Genomic DNA, 16,784 nt, shown 5'->3' with positions numbered 1-16,784 from the left:
GGGCTCAGTCTTCTTTCTTCATCAACCCCGCCAACGCCGCAAACGGGTTATGCGTCGCTTTGGCGATTTTCGGCGAGCTCAGCGAGCCTTCACCAAAATACTGCTGGTCGGTGTACCGCGAGTGTTCGTTGTCGTGGCAATACAGGCACAACAGCTCCCAGTTCGAGCCGTCCTGAGGGTTGTTGTCGTGGTTGTGGTCGCGGTGGTGCACGGTCAGTTCGCTCAGGCGCTTGCCGGAAAACTCACGGGCGCAGCGACCGCACACGTGCGGGTACATTTTCAGGGCCTTGTCGCGGTAACCCATTTCCTTGTCGCGCTGGTTGTCAGCAAGGATGCGGTCCAGCTTCGACGTGTTGGACGGAGGCGTTGACGAACTCATGGGTTCACCTTTGTAAAAGACTAATGACGGTAATAAACGCAGTTTAGCTCAGCCCTTGAGCTTCTCGGCAATCCAGATGGTGTGACGGGTACCTTTGTTGCCGTGGGCGAAGACTTGGACTTCCTCGGCCTTGAAGCCGGCCTTCTTCAGTTTGTCGGAAAACTGTCGGTCAGCGCTCGCGGACCATACGGCCAGCACACCTTTGGGCCGCAGGGCCTTGGCGCAGGCGCTCAGGCCACCAGCGGAGTAGAGCCAGCTGTTGGCCTTCTGGGTCAGGCCTTCGGGGCCGTTGTCGACGTCGAGCATGATCGCGTCGAAACCTTGTGGCTCGGCTTGCAGCACGTTGGCCACGTCTTCCATGCGAATGACCGTACGCGGGTCGAGCAGCGGGTTCCCGGCTTTCTCGCCCAGCGGTCCACGGTTCCACTCCACCACCCCCGGCACCAGTTCGGCGACGACCACTTCAGCGGTCTTGCCCAGGTGCTTGAGGGCCGAGGCGAGGGTGAAGCCCATGCCCAGGCCGCCGATCAGCACGCGCGAATTCGGCCGGCCGGCCACTTTACGGCACGGGATCTCCGCCAGCGCATCTTCGGAGCCGTGCATGCGGGTGTTCATCAGTTGCCCGCCGTCGCCGCCCTGGATCTTGATGACAAAATCCTCACCGTATTCGAACAGGCACAAGGCACCGCCATTTTCAGGTATTGGAGTGGTGTCGAGCAGAACGAAACGTTTCATGGGACTCACTTGAGGAGAAGTTGGCAAAAGAGGAGGAAGGCAAACACGCGCCGTTGGGAGTAGCCTGCAAAAAGACACCAAGGCCAACGGAGCCATTGATGAAGCGCACCATTCTAACGGTCATTGCCTTGGCCGCGCTCTCGATAACTGCAGTGCAGGCCCAGGCGCTGCAAACCATTCCCACCAACCCCGCACCCCTGCCCGGTTCGCCCGGCACTGCGACCCCGACACCGTACCCGCAAATCACTCCGACCAGCGTGCCCAAGGTTGGCCCGGGCAGTGGCGGTCCGCCGTTGGTGCCCATTGAAATGCCTAGCCCGCCCACCAAGGACCAGCCGCTGCCGGGGCTGGAGCAAAACTCGTCGAAAACCAAATCACCCGGCGGTTAAACCTGCTGCGAGAGCAGTTGTCCGTCGGCCATGCGCAGGCGTTTGGAGAGGGAAACGGCAAGGGCGCGGATGACTTTGGCGGCGATTTTCGGTGCATCGTTGAGCATCTTTTCCAACGAGTCCTTACCCAGATTGAGCAACTGGCAATTGCTCGCGGCCACGCAACTGGCTGAACGTCGTTCGCCGTCAAGTACGGCCATTTCGCCGAACGCCCGACCACTGCGCAACGTTGCCATGGTCACCCGTTGCCCGTCGCTGTTGGTTTTCTGCACCGCCACCTGGCCGGTGTGGATGATGCACATGAAGCTGCCGGCATCGCCCTCATGGAAAATCTCTTCGCCCTGAGCAATGGTGCTGATGCTGAAGTAACCCGAGGCAGCGGCGAAGTCCGCCGGCAGCAGTTGATCGAACAGGCCACAGTCCATCAGCCAGTCACGAATTTCGTTGTTCAGTAAGGTCGGTTCTGACATGTCGTCACGGTCTTTTTCGTGTGTCTGTTGCTGGTCCGGGCCTGGCTAAGGTCAATGATACTGGCCACCCACGATCCCTTGTAGCAGCTGGCGAAGCCTGCGTTCGGCTGCGCAGCAGTCGTAAATGCGGATACCGCGGATTAAATGAAACACCGCGGCGTCTGATTTTACGACTGCTGCGCAGCCGAACGCAGGCTTCGCCAGCTGCTACATGGATAGCGTGTAGGCAGGGCCCGGCGTACTGGTGTTAAGACCGGCACGCCGAACGGAGTTCCTCAGGCGATGCCCAAAACCTTGAAAACAAATGCGTATTCGAGTGCTACGTCACGCAATCCCTGATAACGACCGCTCATCCCGCCATGCCCGGCACCCAATTCGGTCCTGAGCAGCAGGGGATGGGTGTCGGTTTTGGTCGCGCGTAATTTTGCCACCCACTTGGCTGCTTCCCAGTACTGCACGCGGCTATCGTTGTAGCCGGCGATCACCAGGGTCGCCGGATAGGCTTGCGCGGTGACATTTTCGTACGGGGCGTAGGCCTTGATTCGCTCATAGACCTCTGGCTCTTCAGGATTGCCCCACTCGTCGTATTCGGTGACGGTTAACGGCAGATCCGGGTCGAGCATGGTGTTCAGCACGTCGACGAACGGTACTTCGGCGATCGCTACGCCGAACAGCTCTGGCCGTTGATTGAGCACCGCGCCGATCAGCAGGCCGCCGGCACTGCCGCCGCTGATCGCCAATTGCTGTGATGTGGTGAAGCCCTCGGCGATCAGGTGTTCGGCGCAGGCGATGAAGTCGCTGAAGGTGTTGTGTTTGTGTTCCTGCTTGCCAGCACGATACCAGGCTTCGCCCAGTTCACCGCCGCCCCGCACGTGAGCGATGGCGAATGCCACGCCACGATCCAGCAGACTCAAACGCGCGTGGGAGAACCACGGGTCGAGGCTTTCACCGTAGGCGCCATAGCCGTACAGATAAAGCGGCGTCGGCTTGCCAAGTGCTTCGCGTTTGACGACGAAGCTGATCGGCACTTTCGTACCGTCCGGTGCCGTCGCCCACAGACGCTGACTGACGTAGGCATCGGCGTCGAACGGCCCGAGCACCGGGGTTTCCTTGAGGACTTTCTGCTCGCCGCTGCCCAGCTCAAGCTGGCGGATTTGCGCCGGACGGTTCAACGCTTCGTAGCGCAGACGGATCCTGTCGCTGACGAATTCCAGGCTGTTTTGCACGTGAAGGCTGTAGGCCGCATCCGGTAGTTGCACACGGTAGCTGGGCAGGTCTTGCGGATGAACTTCGATGATCGGTAAGCCGCCGACCCGCAGGCTCAGGGTCATGGCCCCGGCGTTGAGGCTCATGCCGTCGATCATCACCGTGTCGCTGTGCGGGATCAGGTTTTGCCAGTCGGCCTCGGTCGGCGCCACGCCGGTGTCGACGGCGTGGTACAGGGCAAAGTTGATACCGTCGCGGTTGGTGCGAATGAACCAGGTCCATTGACCGTCGAGCGCGCCGTGGTCGACGTCGTACTCATGGTCTTCAACCCTCGGTGCGATACAGGTAAAAGCTTGCTGCGGCTGGAACGCGTCGAGCACCCAGACTTCGCTGGTGGTCTTGCTGCCCAGGGACAGCAGCAATTGCTGCTCGGAGCTCGAGCGGTAGCAATGCATGAAGAATCGACCGTCCTGCTCATGGAACACTTCTTCAGCCGCTGTACCGTCCAGCCGATAGCGGAACAGTTTGTGCGGGCGATGGGTCTCGTCCAGCTCGCCGAAGAACAAGGTCAGGCTGTCGTTGGCCCAGGTCATGCTGCCGTCGCAGTCCTGGAATTCCAGTTCACTGACACGGCCGTTGGACAACTCCTTCACGAACAGCGTGTAAATCTCATCGCCCGTGGCGTCGATGCTGTAGGCCAGGCGCTGGTGGTCCGGGCTGATACTGAACGCGCCCAAGGAAAAGAAGCCGCCTTTGGCCAACGCATTCGGGTCCAACAGCAGCTGTTCCTGGCTTTCGTCGAGCTGCAGGCTGTCATCGGCCGGGCGCGGGCAGCGGTAGTGACGGGCGTATTCATCACCCGCCGTGGTGCGCGTGTAATACAGGTATGGACCCCAAGGGGAGGGCAAGGACAGGTCGGTTTCGAGAATTCGGCCCTTGATCTCCTGGAACAGGGTTTCACGCAGCCCGGCCTGATCGGCGGTTTGCGCCTCTTGATAGCTGTTTTCCGCTTTCAGGTAGTCGAGCACAGCGTCGGTGTCGCGTTCCTGCAGCCAGGCATACGGGTCGTCGCCTTCGGCCTTGTGGGCAATGGGAGCGTCGCAAACGTTGACGGATAAGGGCATGAAGGACTCTCGAGCGGTTTACGAAAAGGGGTCTCGCAGACGGCGGGCAAGCCTGACGTGCGAAAAGTCGTTACTATAAGCGCCTCTTTGCCTGCCTTGCCATGGACACCATGACCGAGAACGACTATCTGATCGCTTGGGGCCTCTACGCCTTTGCCGCTTTGGGCTGCCTGTTGGTGTGGATGCGCTTGACCCGCTGGATGTGGCGCTGGCTGCGTGAGCCGCTGCGGCTGCTGGTTGCCGTGTTGCTGTTCAGCCCCACCATCATCGACCCGGTGAAGGAAAAGGTCGCTCCGGCCATCGCCATTACTGCCCTTGATCTAATGTTCAAGGTCGGCAACAACGCCTGGCGGGCGGTTTCCGACCTGTTCATGTACGGCATGATCGTCTTCGGCATTTACCTGGTATTTGTGGCGATCCGTTTCCCTATCGAACGTGCGTCCAACGCTCGCAAGGAACAGGCTGCCGCTGCCAAGGCTGCGACCCGGGCCGATGACCCTGAAGAGGATCAGTATTTCGGCGGTGCGGGCGATGATCGTTACGGTCGTCCACCGGTACCGAGCAACCCTCAGCGTTTGCGGGTTGAACCACGTCTGTAACCTTGCCCCTGCCTTTCAGCGAGAATCCGAGCATGTGTGAGTTATTGGGCATGAGCGCCAATGTGCCGACCGATATCGTGTTCAGTTTCACCGGGCTGATGCAGCGCGGCGGCCGCACCGGTCCGCACCGTGACGGTTGGGGCATCGCCTTTTACGAGGGCCGTGGCCTGCGCCTGTTTCAGGACCCGGCGGCAAGCAGTGAGTCCGAAGTCGCCAACCTGGTGCAGCGCTATCCGATCAAGAGCGAAGTAGTGATCGGGCACATCCGTCAGGCCAATGTTGGCAAGGTTTGCCTGTCCAACACCCATCCGTTCGTGCGTGAACTGTGGGGGCGCAATTGGTGTTTCGCCCACAACGGTCAGCTCGCGGAGTTTCAACCGATCAAGAGTTTTTACCGCCCGGTCGGCGATACCGACAGCGAAGCGGCGTTCTGCGATGTGCTTAACCGCGTGCGCGCGGCGTTCCCGGAACCGGTAGAGGTCGAAGAACTGCTGCCAGACCTGGTAGCCGCCTGCGCCGAATACCGCAGCAAAGGCGTGTTCAACTGCCTGCTCAGCGACGGCGATTGGTTGTTCTGCTATTGCTCGACCAAGCTGGCGCAAATCACCCGTCGCGCGCCATTCGGCCCGGCGCGCTTGAAGGACGTCGATGTGATCGTCGACTTCCAGGCCGAAACCACACCCAACGACGTGGTCACGGTGATCGCCACCGAACCCTTGACCGAAAACGAAACCTGGACCCGCTACGAACCGGGCCAATGGAGCCTCTGGCGACGCGGTGAATGCGTCAGCCAAGGCAAGACCGAATAAGGATTGCCCCTCATGTTGCTCAGTTATCTACGGCTGGTGTTGTTCGCGGCGGGCCTGTTGATCGGTGTCCAGGTGCCGGGGTTTATCAGCGATTACGCCAAGCGGGTCGAAGCGCATCTGATAGAGGCGCAGACCGGTTTAAGCGGTTTTCAGGGCACTGCCAATCAGTTCTTCAAAGGTGACATGCAGGCGCTGGTGGCCCATTACCGCGCGAGCGAAGACCCGATTTTTCGCAGCGATGCCGACAGCCTGAGCACCTTGCTGACCCGTCAACTGGCCCTTGATAAACAGTTCCAGGCCATGCAGGGCCCGTGGTACATCCGCTTCCTGCAGGTTGCGCTGGCGGCCGACCCGGATATTCGCAAGGAAACCTGGAACGGCTACAGCTACCAGATTCTGCTGACGCCGGAAGCGATGATCTGGGGCATGAGCGGGGCGTTGCTGTTGTCGTTCGGCATTGAATGCCTGTTCCGGCTGATCGACTGGGTGGTGCTGGGCGGCAAACGCCTGCGCCAGAGCCGGCCGATCGAAGATCGGGATGTGCGGGGGTTGTAATCAGCAACGGCGCAGACCCTGTAGCAGCTGGCGAAGCCTGCGTTCGGTTCGGGCCGCGTTCGGACGAAGCAGTCGCGAAATCAGGCACCGCAGTGTTTCAGGCAAACCGAGTTGGCTGGATTGACGACTGCTACGTCCGAACGCGGCCCGAACCGAACGCAGGCTTCGCCAGCTGCTACAAGGCTAGCGTGCGAGAACTATGTAATCCTCACCCACCTTGCGCGCATACCTGTCCAGCACCTGCTGACACAACGCAACAATCTCCTCGACCCACTCCACGCCAACCCGCCACGACACCACCACCTGCAAATTCGGCGGCCGTTGCTCGATGGTCAGCAAGGTCAGTTCACCCCGTGCCAGTTCTTCGGCCACCAGCACCGGCGGCAACGCGCCAATGCCGAAGCCATCGCGCAGCAGACGGGTAATCGCCGATACCGAGTTCACGCAGTTGAGCCGTGGCGCCATGACGCCATTGGCCTGCATCAAACTCAGGATGTCCTGATGCGGGTGTGAGTTTTTCGAGTAAGTAATGATGCGCTCGCGTGCCAGATCGGCAACGCTTGAATACTCACGGTTGTAGATCGAATTGCTGGCCACAATCCACCCCATCGGGTGGCTGGCCAGCTCAAGGCTGCGCACACTTTCCTGTCGCAACAGGTCGGTCTGCAGGATCAGATCGAGAAAACCTTTTTGCAGCTGATCACAGAGGTTGAGCGCGGTATCGGCCACCAGCTCGATTTCCACCCGCGGATAGTGATCCATCATTTGTGCCACCAACGGGCTCAGCCAAGTATGGATGACCGTGTCCATCACGCCGATGCGAACCCGACCGACCTTGCTCGAACGGGTCTCGATCGACTGTTTGAGCGCCTGCATGGTGTCCATCATTTGCTCGGCGTATTCGAGCACTTTCAAGCCTTCGGGCGTCAGGCTCACGCCGCGTGAATCGCGCAGGAACAGCTTCACCCCGAGCTCGCCTTCGAGCACTGCAATGCGGCTGGATATCGACGCCTGGGTGGTGAAAAGTTTGTCTGCCGTCAGGCGAAAACTCTTGAGTCGGGCGACCCAGACAAAGGTCTCGAGAAACTTCAGGTTCATGGGATCAGCTCGTGCGACCCGCTTGTTGGATAAGGTTTTCTTATGTCTAGGGCGGGGTTTTATTAGTTGGACTTAACAGGGCAAGGCACTCAAAAATCAGGCCATCCGGTTCCCACGATAGGCGTCGTCGGGGCTCAGAACAATACCAATAAAATTAGCGCGGAGATTTGCCATGAGTGCGCCCGACACGCTCGACATCCCCAAAGCCACGGTTCGCCCGGGACCTTTCGACTGGTACCGCAACATCAATCAGCAGGAACGCCGCACCTTCTGGAGCTGCAAGATCGGCTATGGCCTGGACGGCATGGACACCCAGATGCTCAGCTTCGTGGTGCCGACCCTGATTGCGATGTGGGGCATCACCACCGGCGAGGCAGGGCTGATTCACACCAGCACCCTGATCGCCTCGGCCATCGGCGGTTGGGTGGCGGGGATTCTCTCCGACCGCATCGGTCGCGTACGTACCCTGCAACTGACGGTTCTGTGGTTTGCCTTCTTCACCTTCCTTTGCGGTTTCGCCCAGAACTACGAGCAACTACTGATCAGTCGCACCCTGATGGGCTTCGGTTTCGGTGGCGAATGGACCGCCGGCGCCGTGCTGATGGGTGAAGTGATTCGTGCCAAGGACCGCGGCAAGGCCGTGGGCATGGTGCAATCCGGCTGGGCGCTGGGTTGGGGAATGACGGCGATCTTGTATGCGTTGCTGTTCTCGGTGCTGCCGCCGGAAGACGCTTGGCGCGCACTGTTCATCCTCGGCATCGTGCCGGCGATTTTTGTGATCTTCGTCCGCCGTTTGGTCAAGGACCCGGAAATCTACCGGGAAGCCAAAGCCAAGCAGGAACCGAGCAACCCGGCAAAGTTCTACGAGATCTTCGCCCCTGGCATCCTCTTCACTACGATTCGTGCTTCGGTGCTGACCACCGGTGCTCTGGGCGGTTACTACGCAATCACCTCCTGGTTGCCGACATTTCTGAAGAATGAGCGCGGTTTGAGCGTACTCGGCACCGGTGGCTATCTGGCGATGGTGATCGTCGGATCCTACGTCGGCTATGTCATCAGCGCGTATTTGACTGACATCCTCGGGCGTAAAAAGAACTTCATTCTGTTCGCGGTCGGCTCATTCACCATTGTTCTGCTCTACACCCAATTGCCGGTCAGCAATGGCGTCATGCTGTGGCTGAGCTTTCCGTTGGGCTTCTTCGCCTCGGGGATTTTCAGCGGAATGGGCGCGTTTCTGACCGAGCTGTTTCCAACGCGGATTCGCGGTTCGGGTCAGGGCTTTTGCTACAACATTGGCCGGGCGCTGGCGGCGTTGTTCCCGCTGTTGATCGGCTTGATGAGCCAGACGGTGCCATTGAGCGTAGGCATCGGTGCTTTTGCGGCGGTGTCCTACGGGGTGGTGATCCTTGCGGCCCTGAGCCTGCCGGAAACCCGTGGCAAGCAACTTGAAGCGGAGTAGCTGATAATCTGCGGGCAAATGCCTACAGCTAAAATGAATCAAACCTACAGGAGTGTTCACCGTGAACCGCCTGCTATTGAACTGCGACATCGGCGAGAGTTTCGGCAACTGGACCATGGGTCTGGACGCCGAAGTCATGCCCTTCATCGATTGCGCCAACATCGCCTGCGGCTTCCATGCCGGCGACCCGAGCATCATGCGCAAGACCGTCAGCCTCGCCCTGAGCAACGGCGTACAGATTGGCGCGCATCCGGCGTATCAGGATCTGGTCGGCTTCGGCCGCCGCTCCATGGCCTACACCGCCCAGGCACTTCAGGACATTTTGCACTACCAGATCGGCGCCCTCGACGGCATCTGCCGGGCCCAGGGCGGGCGGGTGAGTTACGTCAAACCCCACGGTGCGATGTACAACGACATGATGGCCAACCCGGCGCAATTGCGCGCCGTTCTTCAGGCGGTAGCGTCCTATGATCGCCAGTTGCCGCTGATGTTGATGGCCACTCGCGACAACCGCGCCGCACAGCAATTGGGCGATGAATACGGCGTGACCCTGTGGTTCGAAGCCTTTGCCGATCGCGCTTACGACAGCGCGGGAATGCTGGTTTCGCGGCAATTGCCGGGCGCGGTGCATCACGATCCCGAGACAATCATCAAACAGGCGCTGATCATTGCCCGTGGTGGCAACCTCACGGCCAGCGATGGCAGTGCGTTGCACTTGCAGGCCAACACCCTCTGCGTACACGGCGACAACGCCAGTTCAGTGGCCGCCGTGCGACGCATTCGCGAAGCCCTTGTTCAACAGAGTGCACCATGAAATTTCGGGTGGAAGTGGCGGCGCTGGATTGCCTGATGGTGCGTCTCTTTGATGAGATCAGCGAGGCCAACATGCCGTGGATGCTCGCTGCCAGCGAAGGATTGCGTGCTGCGTTCGCCGGGCATCTGATCGATCTGGTGCCGTCCTATACGACGTTGATGGTGCATTACGATCTGACCGCGTTGAGTCCCGCTCAGGCTCGGGAGCTGATCGCCGAGGCCTTGATCGATCTGTCGCCCAACGCCTGCACTCGCGGCAAATGTCATGTGCTACCGGTCTGGTATGACGTGAGCGTTGGCCCCGAATTGAACCTGTTGTCCCAGCGCAGCGGGCTGGCGGTGGATGAAGTGATCCGCCGCCACTGCGAGCGTGAATATCAGGTGTTCGCCTTGGGTTTCGCACCGGGTTTCGCCTTCATGGGATTGGTGGAAGAAGCGCTGGCGGCGCCGCGTCTGAACACTCCGCGTAAAAAGGTAGCCGCCGGCAGTGTCGGCATCGCCGAACGCCAAACGGCCGCTTACCCGGTGGTGTCCCCGGGTGGCTGGAATCTGATCGGTCGCACCCCGGCCAAATTGTTCGACCGCGAACGCGACGGCTACAGCCTGATGCAACCCGGCGACACGGTGCGTTTCGAAGCCGTCAGCCATGCAGAATTCATCAATCTCGGCGGTGACGACACGCCGTTGGAGGCGCAGGCATGAGTCGTTTATCAATAGAAGCGAGTACGCCGCTGTGCCTGTTACAGGACGCCGGGCGATTCGGTGTGCGGCATCTGGGCGTGACCCAGGGCGGGGCGGCGGATTGGCGATCGATGTTGTGGGCTAACTGGCTGCTGGGTAATGAGCTGGAGGCACCGGTGATTGAAATCACCCTCGGCGGGTTCACCGTCGTTGCCGAAGAGGATTGCGTGCTGGCCTTGGCCGGGGCGGATCTGGGGGCGCGGTTGGATGGCGAGGCGTTGGCACCGTGGCGCAGTTTCAGGCTGAACAAAGATCAGCAGTTGCAATTCACTCAGCCGCTGCTTGGCGCTCGGGCTTATTTGGCGGCGCCGGGCGGATTTGATGCGCCAGCAGTGTTGGGCAGTAGCGCAACGGTGGTCCGTGAGGAGCTCGGCGGGCTGGATGGCATGGGCCGGGCGTTGGCCAAAGATGCGCAGTTGAGTTTTTCGGGGTGCTCACGGCTCCTGCTGCGGGAGTTGGCGCGCGAACAGGTGCCGGATTTCAAACTCAACTCGCCGCTGGACCTGGTGCTCGGTGCACAGATTGGCGAGTTCAGCGGGCAGAGTTTGTTTGATGCGTTCAACAGCGTCTGGACCCTCGACAGCCGTGCCGACCGGATGGGCATCCGCTTGCTGGGAACGGCGTTGCAGTATCAGGGTAAGCCGATGATTTCGGAAGGCATCCCGCTGGGTGCGGTTCAGGTGCCGCCAGACGGGCAGCCGATTGTATTGCTCAATGATCGACAGACCATGGGTGGTTATCCGCGATTGGGCGCCTTGACGCCGTTGGCATTGGCACAGCTGGCGCAGTGTCTGCCGGGGGCAACGGTGCGGTTGCGGCCGGTGATGCAAGATGTGGCGCATCGGGAGCAGGTCCAATATCTACGGCGCTTCATAAATCGCTAAAAGCTTCGCGGGCAAGCCTCGCTCCTTGTATGTTGACCCTGACTCCAGCGAGAGAGGTTACGCTCAAGGATTCATTCAACAGCAAGTGCGTTTCTGGGGGAGGCCGATCGCTCCTGAAGGCAGGATTTGCTCCTGACCTTGTCTGTAGAGAGGCCCCCCCGCCTCATTGCCCACCACGAAGAGTATCGAGAAGCCGACAAGTCGGACTTCGCATTACAAGGTTGCAGTGGCATGAAGTTCGAGGTCGGGGGAACCGGAAGCAATCTTACCTAAAGTCAGGGAAGTGAAAAGCATGAATACTCATGTCGGCATAGACATTGGTGCCAAAACGTCTGCCATGGGATGGCGGCAGAACGGCAAAACAGTCGGCCAGTGGGACATTCAGCACACGCCCAAGGGTCGTAAGGCCGCGGTGAATAAGATGATGGGCCTCAAACCGCTGAGCGTGGTCATGGAGGCCACCGGTATTTACTACCTGGATCTTGCGTTGGAGTTGCATGCCGCGGGCTTACCGGTCTCGGTGATCAACCCAAAAAGCTTCCACAACTTTGCCAAGTTGATGTTGCAAAACAGCAAGACTGACCAGATCGATGCGCAGTTGCTGGCTGAATATGGCGAGCGCATGGCACCCAGGCTTTGGGTCCCGCCTACGGCGGATCAAATGATGCTGCGTGCGATTGGCCGTCATATCAATCGACTGATTGGCCATCGGACCAGAGCCAAGAATGAGCTGCATGCGCTACAAGCGACAGATACGAGTATTGAGTTGCTAATCGCAGATGAGAAAGACGCGATTGCTGCATTGGATATACGCGTTGACCGTTTGAAAAAGGCTGCGCGCGACGCCATCGCCAAGTGCCCGAACCTGACCTTGCAGTTTCGCTGCATGATGGCGGCACCCGGCGTGGGAGAGGCTTCAGCGATTGCTGCACTGGCTGAGTTGACGACGCTACCTGTAACGCTCAAATCGGCACAGGTGAGCCGTTATGCGGGGCTGGACGTGAGATTGACCCAGTCAGGAACAAGTGTGAACCGCCCTGGCCGAATGTCGAAATGTGGCAACGCCTACTTACGCGCAGCGATGTTCATGCCGGCAATGACGGCAATCCGTTGCGATGAGAACGTGAAAGCCTTCTACGAAGCTCTGGTGGCCCGGGGCAAGAAGAAAATGCAGGCCATTGGAGCGGTGATGCGCAAGTACCTGACGGGTTTATGGGCTTGCATGCGCTCCGGCGAAGAATTTGATACGGCCAAGCTTTTTAGCGAAAAACATCTCGCGAAAGCTTGACCGTGAACAGAGTATCTACAGGGAAATGCATTCCAATTGTAGGAGCGAGGCTTGCCCGCGAAGGCGACCGCCCAGACAACACAATTATTTGGAAAGAAACCGCATCCCTTCCTCCAGTCCCCGCAACGTCAACGGATACATCTGGTCGTTGATCAAGTCCCGCACGATGTTGGTCGAAGACGTATAGCCCCACGTATCTTTCGGATACGGGTTGATCCAGATGACCTTCTTGTACTTCTCCATGAACCGCTGCATCCACACATAACCCGCTTCTTCATTCCAGTGCTCGACGCTGCCGCCGGCCTGGGTGATTTCATACGGCGCCATGGCGGCGTCGCCGATGAAGATCACTTTGTAGTCAGCACCGTACTTGTGCAACAGGTCCTGGGTCGAGGTACGCTCGGAAGTACGGCGCATGTTGTTCTTCCACACCGATTCATAAACGAAGTTGTGGAAGTAGAAGTACTCCAGGTGCTTGAACTCGGTCTTGCAGGCCGAGAATAGCTCTTCGCAGATCTTTACGTGGGCGTCCATCGAGCCGCCGATGTCGAACAGCAGCAACAGCTTGACGGTGTTGCGCCGCTCCGGCCGCATCTGGATGTTCAGCAGGCCGGCATCACGCGCGGTGTGGTCGATGGTGCCATCGATGTCCAGCTCTTCCGCCGCGCCCTGACGCGCGAATTTGCGCAACCGGCGCAGGGCGACCTTGATGTTGCGCGTGCCCAGCTCCACCGAATCGTCGAGGTTCTTGTACTCGCGCTGATCCCAGACCTTGACCGCTTTGCCCTGGCGCTTGCCGGCATCGCCGACCCGAATACCTTCCGGGTTGAAACCACCGGAGCCAAACGGGCTGGTGCCGCCCGTGCCGATCCATTTGTTACCGCCGGCATGGCGTTCTTTCTGTTCTTCGAGGCGCTTCTTGAACGCTTCGATCAGCTTGTCCAGGCCGCCGAGGGACTGGATCGCGGCTCGCTCTTCGTCGGACAGGGAACGCTCGAACTCCTTGCGCAGCCAGTCTTCCGGGATCAATGCCTGAAGGTGATCGTCGAGTTTTTCCAGGCCATTGAAATAGGCACCGAAGGCCCGGTCGAACTTGTCGAAATGCTTTTCGTCTTTCACCAGAATCGCCCGGGACAAATAGTAAAACTCGTCCATGTCGGCGAAGGTCACGCGCTGTTTCAGCGCGTTGATCAGGTCCAGCAGCTCCCGTACCGAGACCGGCACTTTGGCTGCACGCATTTCATTGAACAGGTTAAGCAGCATGGCTATCGCCCTCTATCTTGTTAAACAGAGGGATCAGCGAGTGCCGCGACGGGTCATGAACGCCAGACGCTCAAGCAATTGCACGTCCTGTTCGTTCTTCACCAGGGCGCCTGCCAGCGGCGGAATGGCCTTGGTCGGATCGCGTTCGCGCAGTACCGCTTCGCCGATGTTGTCGGCCATCAGCAGCTTCAGCCAGTCCACCAGCTCGGAGGTCGATGGTTTCTTCTTCAGGCCCGGCACCTTACGCACGTCGAAGAACACGTCCAGCGCTTCGCTGACCAGGTCCTTCTTGATATTCGGGTAGTGCACATCGACGATCTTCTGCAGCGTGACGCGATCGGGGAAAGCGATGTAGTGGAAAAAGCAGCGGCGCAGGAAGGCGTCCGGCAGCTCTTTCTCGTTGTTGGAGGTAATGATGATGATCGGACGCTTCTTGGCCTTGATGGTCTCGTCGATCTCGTAAACGTAGAACTCCATCTTGTCGAGTTCTTGCAGCAGGTCGTTCGGGAACTCGATGTCGGCCTTGTCGATTTCGTCGATCAGCAGGATCACCCGTTCTTCGGACTCGAAGGCTTCCCAGAGCTTGCCCTTTTTCAGGTAGTTGCGAACGTCGTGGACCTTTTCCGTGCCCAGCTGCGAGTCCCGCAGGCGGCTGACCGCGTCGTACTCGTACAAGCCCTGATGCGCCTTGGTGGTGGACTTGATGTGCCAGGTGATCAGCTTGGCGCCGAAGGATTCGGCCAGTTGCTCGGCGAGCATGGTTTTGCCGGTGCCCGGCTCGCCCTTGACCAGCAGCGGGCGCTCCAGGGTGATGGCGGCGTTGACCGCCAGCTTCAGGTCATCGGTGGCGACGTAGGCCGGGGTGCCTTCGAACTTCATCTGCTAATCCTCGAACGGTAACGCCGACCTGAACGAGGCAGGGCGGGGCGCAATAATTGTAGTACCCGACTATAACGCGGTGCCCGGTCGACTGTGAACGCAGACGGCTTATTCAGTCTCTGAATGGGGCGTCACATCTTGACTTAGTCTCGGCTGCTAGCCAGTATTGAGCTATCGCCATTTTGGCGATAGCTTGCGGGGTATGTCTACTAAATATCGATTTCGCGATACATACCGCATTCAGTTGCGCGAGAAGGATCATCCGCCGCCCCATGTCCACCTGACTGGTGGCGGGCTCGATGTGATGCTCAGCCTTGAAACCGTCGAAGTGATGGTGGGCAAGGCGCCGCCGCTGATTATCAAGGAAGCGCTGGAGTGGGTCAGGGCCCATCAGGTGCAATTGCTGGAGGATTGGAAACGATGTTACCCATGAAACGACCACGGCTGTCGTCTGTGCAGGCGTTGCCGGATCACCAACTGGCGCTGACCTTTATCGACGGTCAGCAACTGAACCTCGATTTGAGTCGAGACCTGCGTGGCTATCCAGGGTTGCAACCATTGCTGGAGGCTGGCGCTTTCGACGGTGCAACCCTGGGCGATGATGGCTGGAGCGTTGAATGGCCTGAATTGGACATTCAGATCGGCGCAGACACGCTTTATCTGGATGCGCTCGCGCAAAACGCATCGGACGAAAACACCCGGATCTTCATCGACTGGCGCGCTCGAACTGGGTTGCCGCTGAATCAGGCGGCCGAAGCGCTGGGAGTCAGTGCCCGTAGCATCACTCGTTACAGCAGCGGTCGTGAAGCGGTACCCCGATCATTGGCTCTGGCGTGCCTGGGTTGGGACTTCTTACAACAGCAATCGAACCCGGCGCGGGCGGCTGAAGAAACCGGTCGCTATACCATCACACGCAAGTCTTAACCGGCATCCGGCTTCGGCCGTTCATACCGGGCATTGAACGCCTGAATGAAGCCATTGCGTAAAATCTGCAAAAACGCCTGAAACGCGCTGATATTTTGGCGATGTACATTGCCTCTCAGTTCGACGCGAGTCGCAAATTGGTTCTTGCCCTGGTTTTTCAGTACGTTTTCGGAGCCACCAACGATGGCCTCCCAGATGGAGCGGAAAAGCCCTTTGTCCTTGTTCTCTACGTCCTGCTGCCAATTGAACACGTCGACATCCTTCAGCAGCGGTTTGATGTAACCCGTTAATTGAGCTTTTTTAGCCTGCGCTTCAATGACCACATCACCGTGACCTGCATTGAAGTCGAATTTGCCATAGGCCGAGGCGAAGTCGTTCATGCGTTTGAGTTGGATGTCCCTGGCTCGCAGGCGGAATTCGAAGTCTTCGAAATTGCTCAAAGGGTCGAAGGTTGCGGTGGTTTCCAGGGGCGCGTGCCCTAGCAGCAGCGCCTTGCCTTCGAAGCGAGCGTCTCGTTTGCCTTTGGTGTCGACCACGTTGGTCAGGTTGTAAAAGCTGGCGTTGACCTGAGTGGCGTTCATGTTCACGGGGGGCTTGGAATTGAAGTTGCGGAAAGTGATCTTGCCATCGTTGATCCGCACTTCGTTCAAGGTGATCGGCGCCAGTTTACTCAACTGCGCACGCCAGTCGGTGCCCTGACCGGTTTGAGAGTTTTTCTTGTTGGCGCCGCCGTCGACGAAGTTTACCTCGGGGTTGAAGAACTGCACCTCGGCCACGACGGCGTGGTCGGACCAGAGCGAGTGCCAACTGACGGAAAGGTCGATCAGCGGCGCGTTGACGAAAGGCACCGGGACCTTGCCGTCGACCTTGACGATTTTCAGCCCGTTGATTTTGTAGGCGCCGCGCCACAGGGCCAAGTCCACATCGGCGATCTGGCCACGGTAGTCGCCCATGTCCGCCAGTTTGTCATTCAGGTAGTCGCGCACTATGTAGGGCAGGGCGATGTGCAGCGCAACCAGCAGCACAACGAGGCCGGCGAGGGTCCACAGGGGCCAACTGTATCTGCGTTTCATGATGGCAAATCTCTGGCGATGTAAAACCATTGACTGCGGCGGTTACAGGACGTTCGACTGACTGGACGACCACGGGCAACAGGCATACCTTGGAGA

At 59.1% G+C, this 16,784-nt stretch carries 19 protein-coding genes; 11 read left to right on the top strand and 8 right to left on the bottom strand.

What is annotated here, in order from left to right; all coding sequences use genetic code 11:
- Positions 1 to 4: 4 nt before the first annotated feature.
- Complete coding sequence (locus ACYZT3_RS21845; RefSeq protein WP_282377139.1) at positions 5 to 379, bottom strand: YajD family HNH nuclease; 375 nt, start codon at positions 377 to 379, stop codon at positions 5 to 7.
- A gap of 48 nt (positions 380 to 427) precedes the next feature.
- Positions 428 to 1,114 (bottom strand): spermidine synthase, encoded by a 687-nt coding sequence (locus tag ACYZT3_RS21840; protein WP_076030084.1) that lies wholly within the window; start codon positions 1,112 to 1,114, stop codon positions 428 to 430.
- Positions 1,115 to 1,212: 98 nt separating this feature from the next.
- Here ACYZT3_RS21840 and ACYZT3_RS21835 point away from each other — a divergent pair, with 98 nt between their 5' ends.
- The gene (locus ACYZT3_RS21835) at positions 1,213 to 1,503 is read left to right on the top strand and encodes a hypothetical protein (protein WP_282377133.1); all 291 of its coding nucleotides are present in this window, start codon (positions 1,213 to 1,215) and stop codon (positions 1,501 to 1,503) included.
- Here ACYZT3_RS21835 and ACYZT3_RS21830 read toward each other — a convergent pair.
- Positions 1,500 to 1,973 (bottom strand): cyclic nucleotide-binding domain-containing protein, encoded by a 474-nt coding sequence (locus ACYZT3_RS21830; protein ID WP_462030750.1) that lies wholly within the window; start codon positions 1,971 to 1,973, stop codon positions 1,500 to 1,502. The two genes, ACYZT3_RS21835 and ACYZT3_RS21830, sit on opposite strands and share 4 nt — an antisense overlap.
- Before the next feature lie 275 nt (positions 1,974 to 2,248).
- The gene (locus tag ACYZT3_RS21825; RefSeq protein WP_462030749.1) at positions 2,249 to 4,303 is read right to left on the bottom strand and encodes a S9 family peptidase; all 2,055 of its coding nucleotides are present in this window, start codon (positions 4,301 to 4,303) and stop codon (positions 2,249 to 2,251) included.
- Between the two features lie 101 nt (positions 4,304 to 4,404).
- On the opposite strand from ACYZT3_RS21825, the gene ACYZT3_RS21820 reads away from it, so the two are divergent.
- Genes ACYZT3_RS21820 through ACYZT3_RS21810 form a run of 3 tightly spaced genes read left to right on the top strand, consistent with a single transcriptional unit; the run spans position 4,405 to position 6,266 of the window.
- Positions 4,405 to 4,902 (top strand): MFS transporter, encoded by a 498-nt coding sequence (locus ACYZT3_RS21820; RefSeq protein ID WP_462030748.1) that lies wholly within the window; start codon positions 4,405 to 4,407, stop codon positions 4,900 to 4,902.
- 32 nt (positions 4,903 to 4,934) lie between these two features.
- A complete protein-coding gene (locus ACYZT3_RS21815) occupies positions 4,935 to 5,711 on the top strand; it encodes a class II glutamine amidotransferase (protein WP_282377125.1) in 777 nt (258 codons plus the stop codon).
- Between the two features lie 12 nt (positions 5,712 to 5,723).
- Positions 5,724 to 6,266, top strand: a complete 543-nt coding sequence (locus ACYZT3_RS21810; protein WP_123366761.1) for a DUF2937 family protein — start codon at positions 5,724 to 5,726, stop codon at positions 6,264 to 6,266.
- Positions 6,267 to 6,449: 183 nt separating this feature from the next.
- Here ACYZT3_RS21810 and ACYZT3_RS21805 read toward each other — a convergent pair whose 3' ends face one another.
- On the bottom strand, positions 6,450 to 7,364 hold the full coding sequence (locus ACYZT3_RS21805; RefSeq protein ID WP_282377124.1) for a LysR family transcriptional regulator: 915 nt from the start codon (positions 7,362 to 7,364) through the stop codon (positions 6,450 to 6,452).
- Between the two features lie 172 nt (positions 7,365 to 7,536).
- On the opposite strand from ACYZT3_RS21805, the gene ACYZT3_RS21800 reads away from it, so the two are divergent.
- From ACYZT3_RS21800 to ACYZT3_RS21780, 5 genes are all read left to right on the top strand, one after another.
- Positions 7,537 to 8,823 (top strand): MFS transporter, encoded by a 1,287-nt coding sequence (locus tag ACYZT3_RS21800; protein ID WP_462030747.1) that lies wholly within the window; start codon positions 7,537 to 7,539, stop codon positions 8,821 to 8,823.
- A gap of 61 nt (positions 8,824 to 8,884) precedes the next feature.
- On the top strand, positions 8,885 to 9,637 hold the full coding sequence (locus ACYZT3_RS21795) for a 5-oxoprolinase subunit PxpA (protein ID WP_462030746.1): 753 nt from the start codon (positions 8,885 to 8,887) through the stop codon (positions 9,635 to 9,637).
- Complete coding sequence (locus tag ACYZT3_RS21790; protein ID WP_462030745.1) at positions 9,634 to 10,338, top strand: 5-oxoprolinase subunit B family protein; 705 nt, start codon at positions 9,634 to 9,636, stop codon at positions 10,336 to 10,338. Before ACYZT3_RS21795 ends, ACYZT3_RS21790 begins: the two co-directional genes overlap by 4 nt.
- Positions 10,335 to 11,261 carry a 5-oxoprolinase subunit C family protein gene (locus ACYZT3_RS21785; protein ID WP_282377118.1) on the top strand — a complete coding sequence of 309 codons (927 nt, stop codon included), beginning with the start codon at positions 10,335 to 10,337 and terminating at the stop codon, positions 11,259 to 11,261. Before ACYZT3_RS21790 ends, ACYZT3_RS21785 begins: the two co-directional genes overlap by 4 nt.
- A 292-nt stretch (positions 11,262 to 11,553) precedes the next feature.
- Complete coding sequence (locus tag ACYZT3_RS21780; protein ID WP_462030744.1) at positions 11,554 to 12,549, top strand: IS110 family RNA-guided transposase; 996 nt, start codon at positions 11,554 to 11,556, stop codon at positions 12,547 to 12,549.
- 84 nt (positions 12,550 to 12,633) lie between these two features.
- On the opposite strand, the gene ACYZT3_RS21775 is transcribed toward ACYZT3_RS21780, so the two are convergent.
- Positions 12,634 to 13,812 carry a vWA domain-containing protein gene (locus ACYZT3_RS21775; RefSeq protein ID WP_282377115.1) on the bottom strand — a complete coding sequence of 393 codons (1,179 nt, stop codon included), beginning with the start codon at positions 13,810 to 13,812 and terminating at the stop codon, positions 12,634 to 12,636.
- Between the two features lie 33 nt (positions 13,813 to 13,845).
- Complete coding sequence (locus tag ACYZT3_RS21770; RefSeq protein WP_462030743.1) at positions 13,846 to 14,691, bottom strand: AAA family ATPase; 846 nt, start codon at positions 14,689 to 14,691, stop codon at positions 13,846 to 13,848.
- A 202-nt stretch (positions 14,692 to 14,893) separates the two neighbouring features.
- Between ACYZT3_RS21770 and ACYZT3_RS21765 the strand changes: the two genes are divergently transcribed.
- Together ACYZT3_RS21765 and ACYZT3_RS21760 are read left to right on the top strand one after the other, a co-directional pair.
- Entirely contained in the window at positions 14,894 to 15,124 is a 231-nt protein-coding gene (locus ACYZT3_RS21765; protein ID WP_033047627.1) for a DUF4160 domain-containing protein, read from the top strand.
- Positions 15,112 to 15,615: a DUF2442 domain-containing protein gene (locus tag ACYZT3_RS21760; protein WP_449642495.1), complete on the top strand. Its 504-nt coding sequence runs from the start codon at positions 15,112 to 15,114 to the stop codon at positions 15,613 to 15,615. Before ACYZT3_RS21765 ends, ACYZT3_RS21760 begins: the two co-directional genes overlap by 13 nt.
- On the opposite strand, the gene ACYZT3_RS21755 is transcribed toward ACYZT3_RS21760, so the two are convergent.
- The gene (locus ACYZT3_RS21755; RefSeq protein ID WP_462030742.1) at positions 15,612 to 16,688 is read right to left on the bottom strand and encodes a DUF748 domain-containing protein; all 1,077 of its coding nucleotides are present in this window, start codon (positions 16,686 to 16,688) and stop codon (positions 15,612 to 15,614) included. The two genes, ACYZT3_RS21760 and ACYZT3_RS21755, sit on opposite strands and share 4 nt — an antisense overlap.
- Positions 16,689 to 16,784 lie beyond the last annotated feature (96 nt).

Source organism: Pseudomonas sp. MDT1-16 (genome assembly GCF_054898115.1).
The sequence above is the reverse complement of the archived record's forward strand: the minus strand, read 5'-3'. Positions and strand labels throughout refer to the sequence as shown.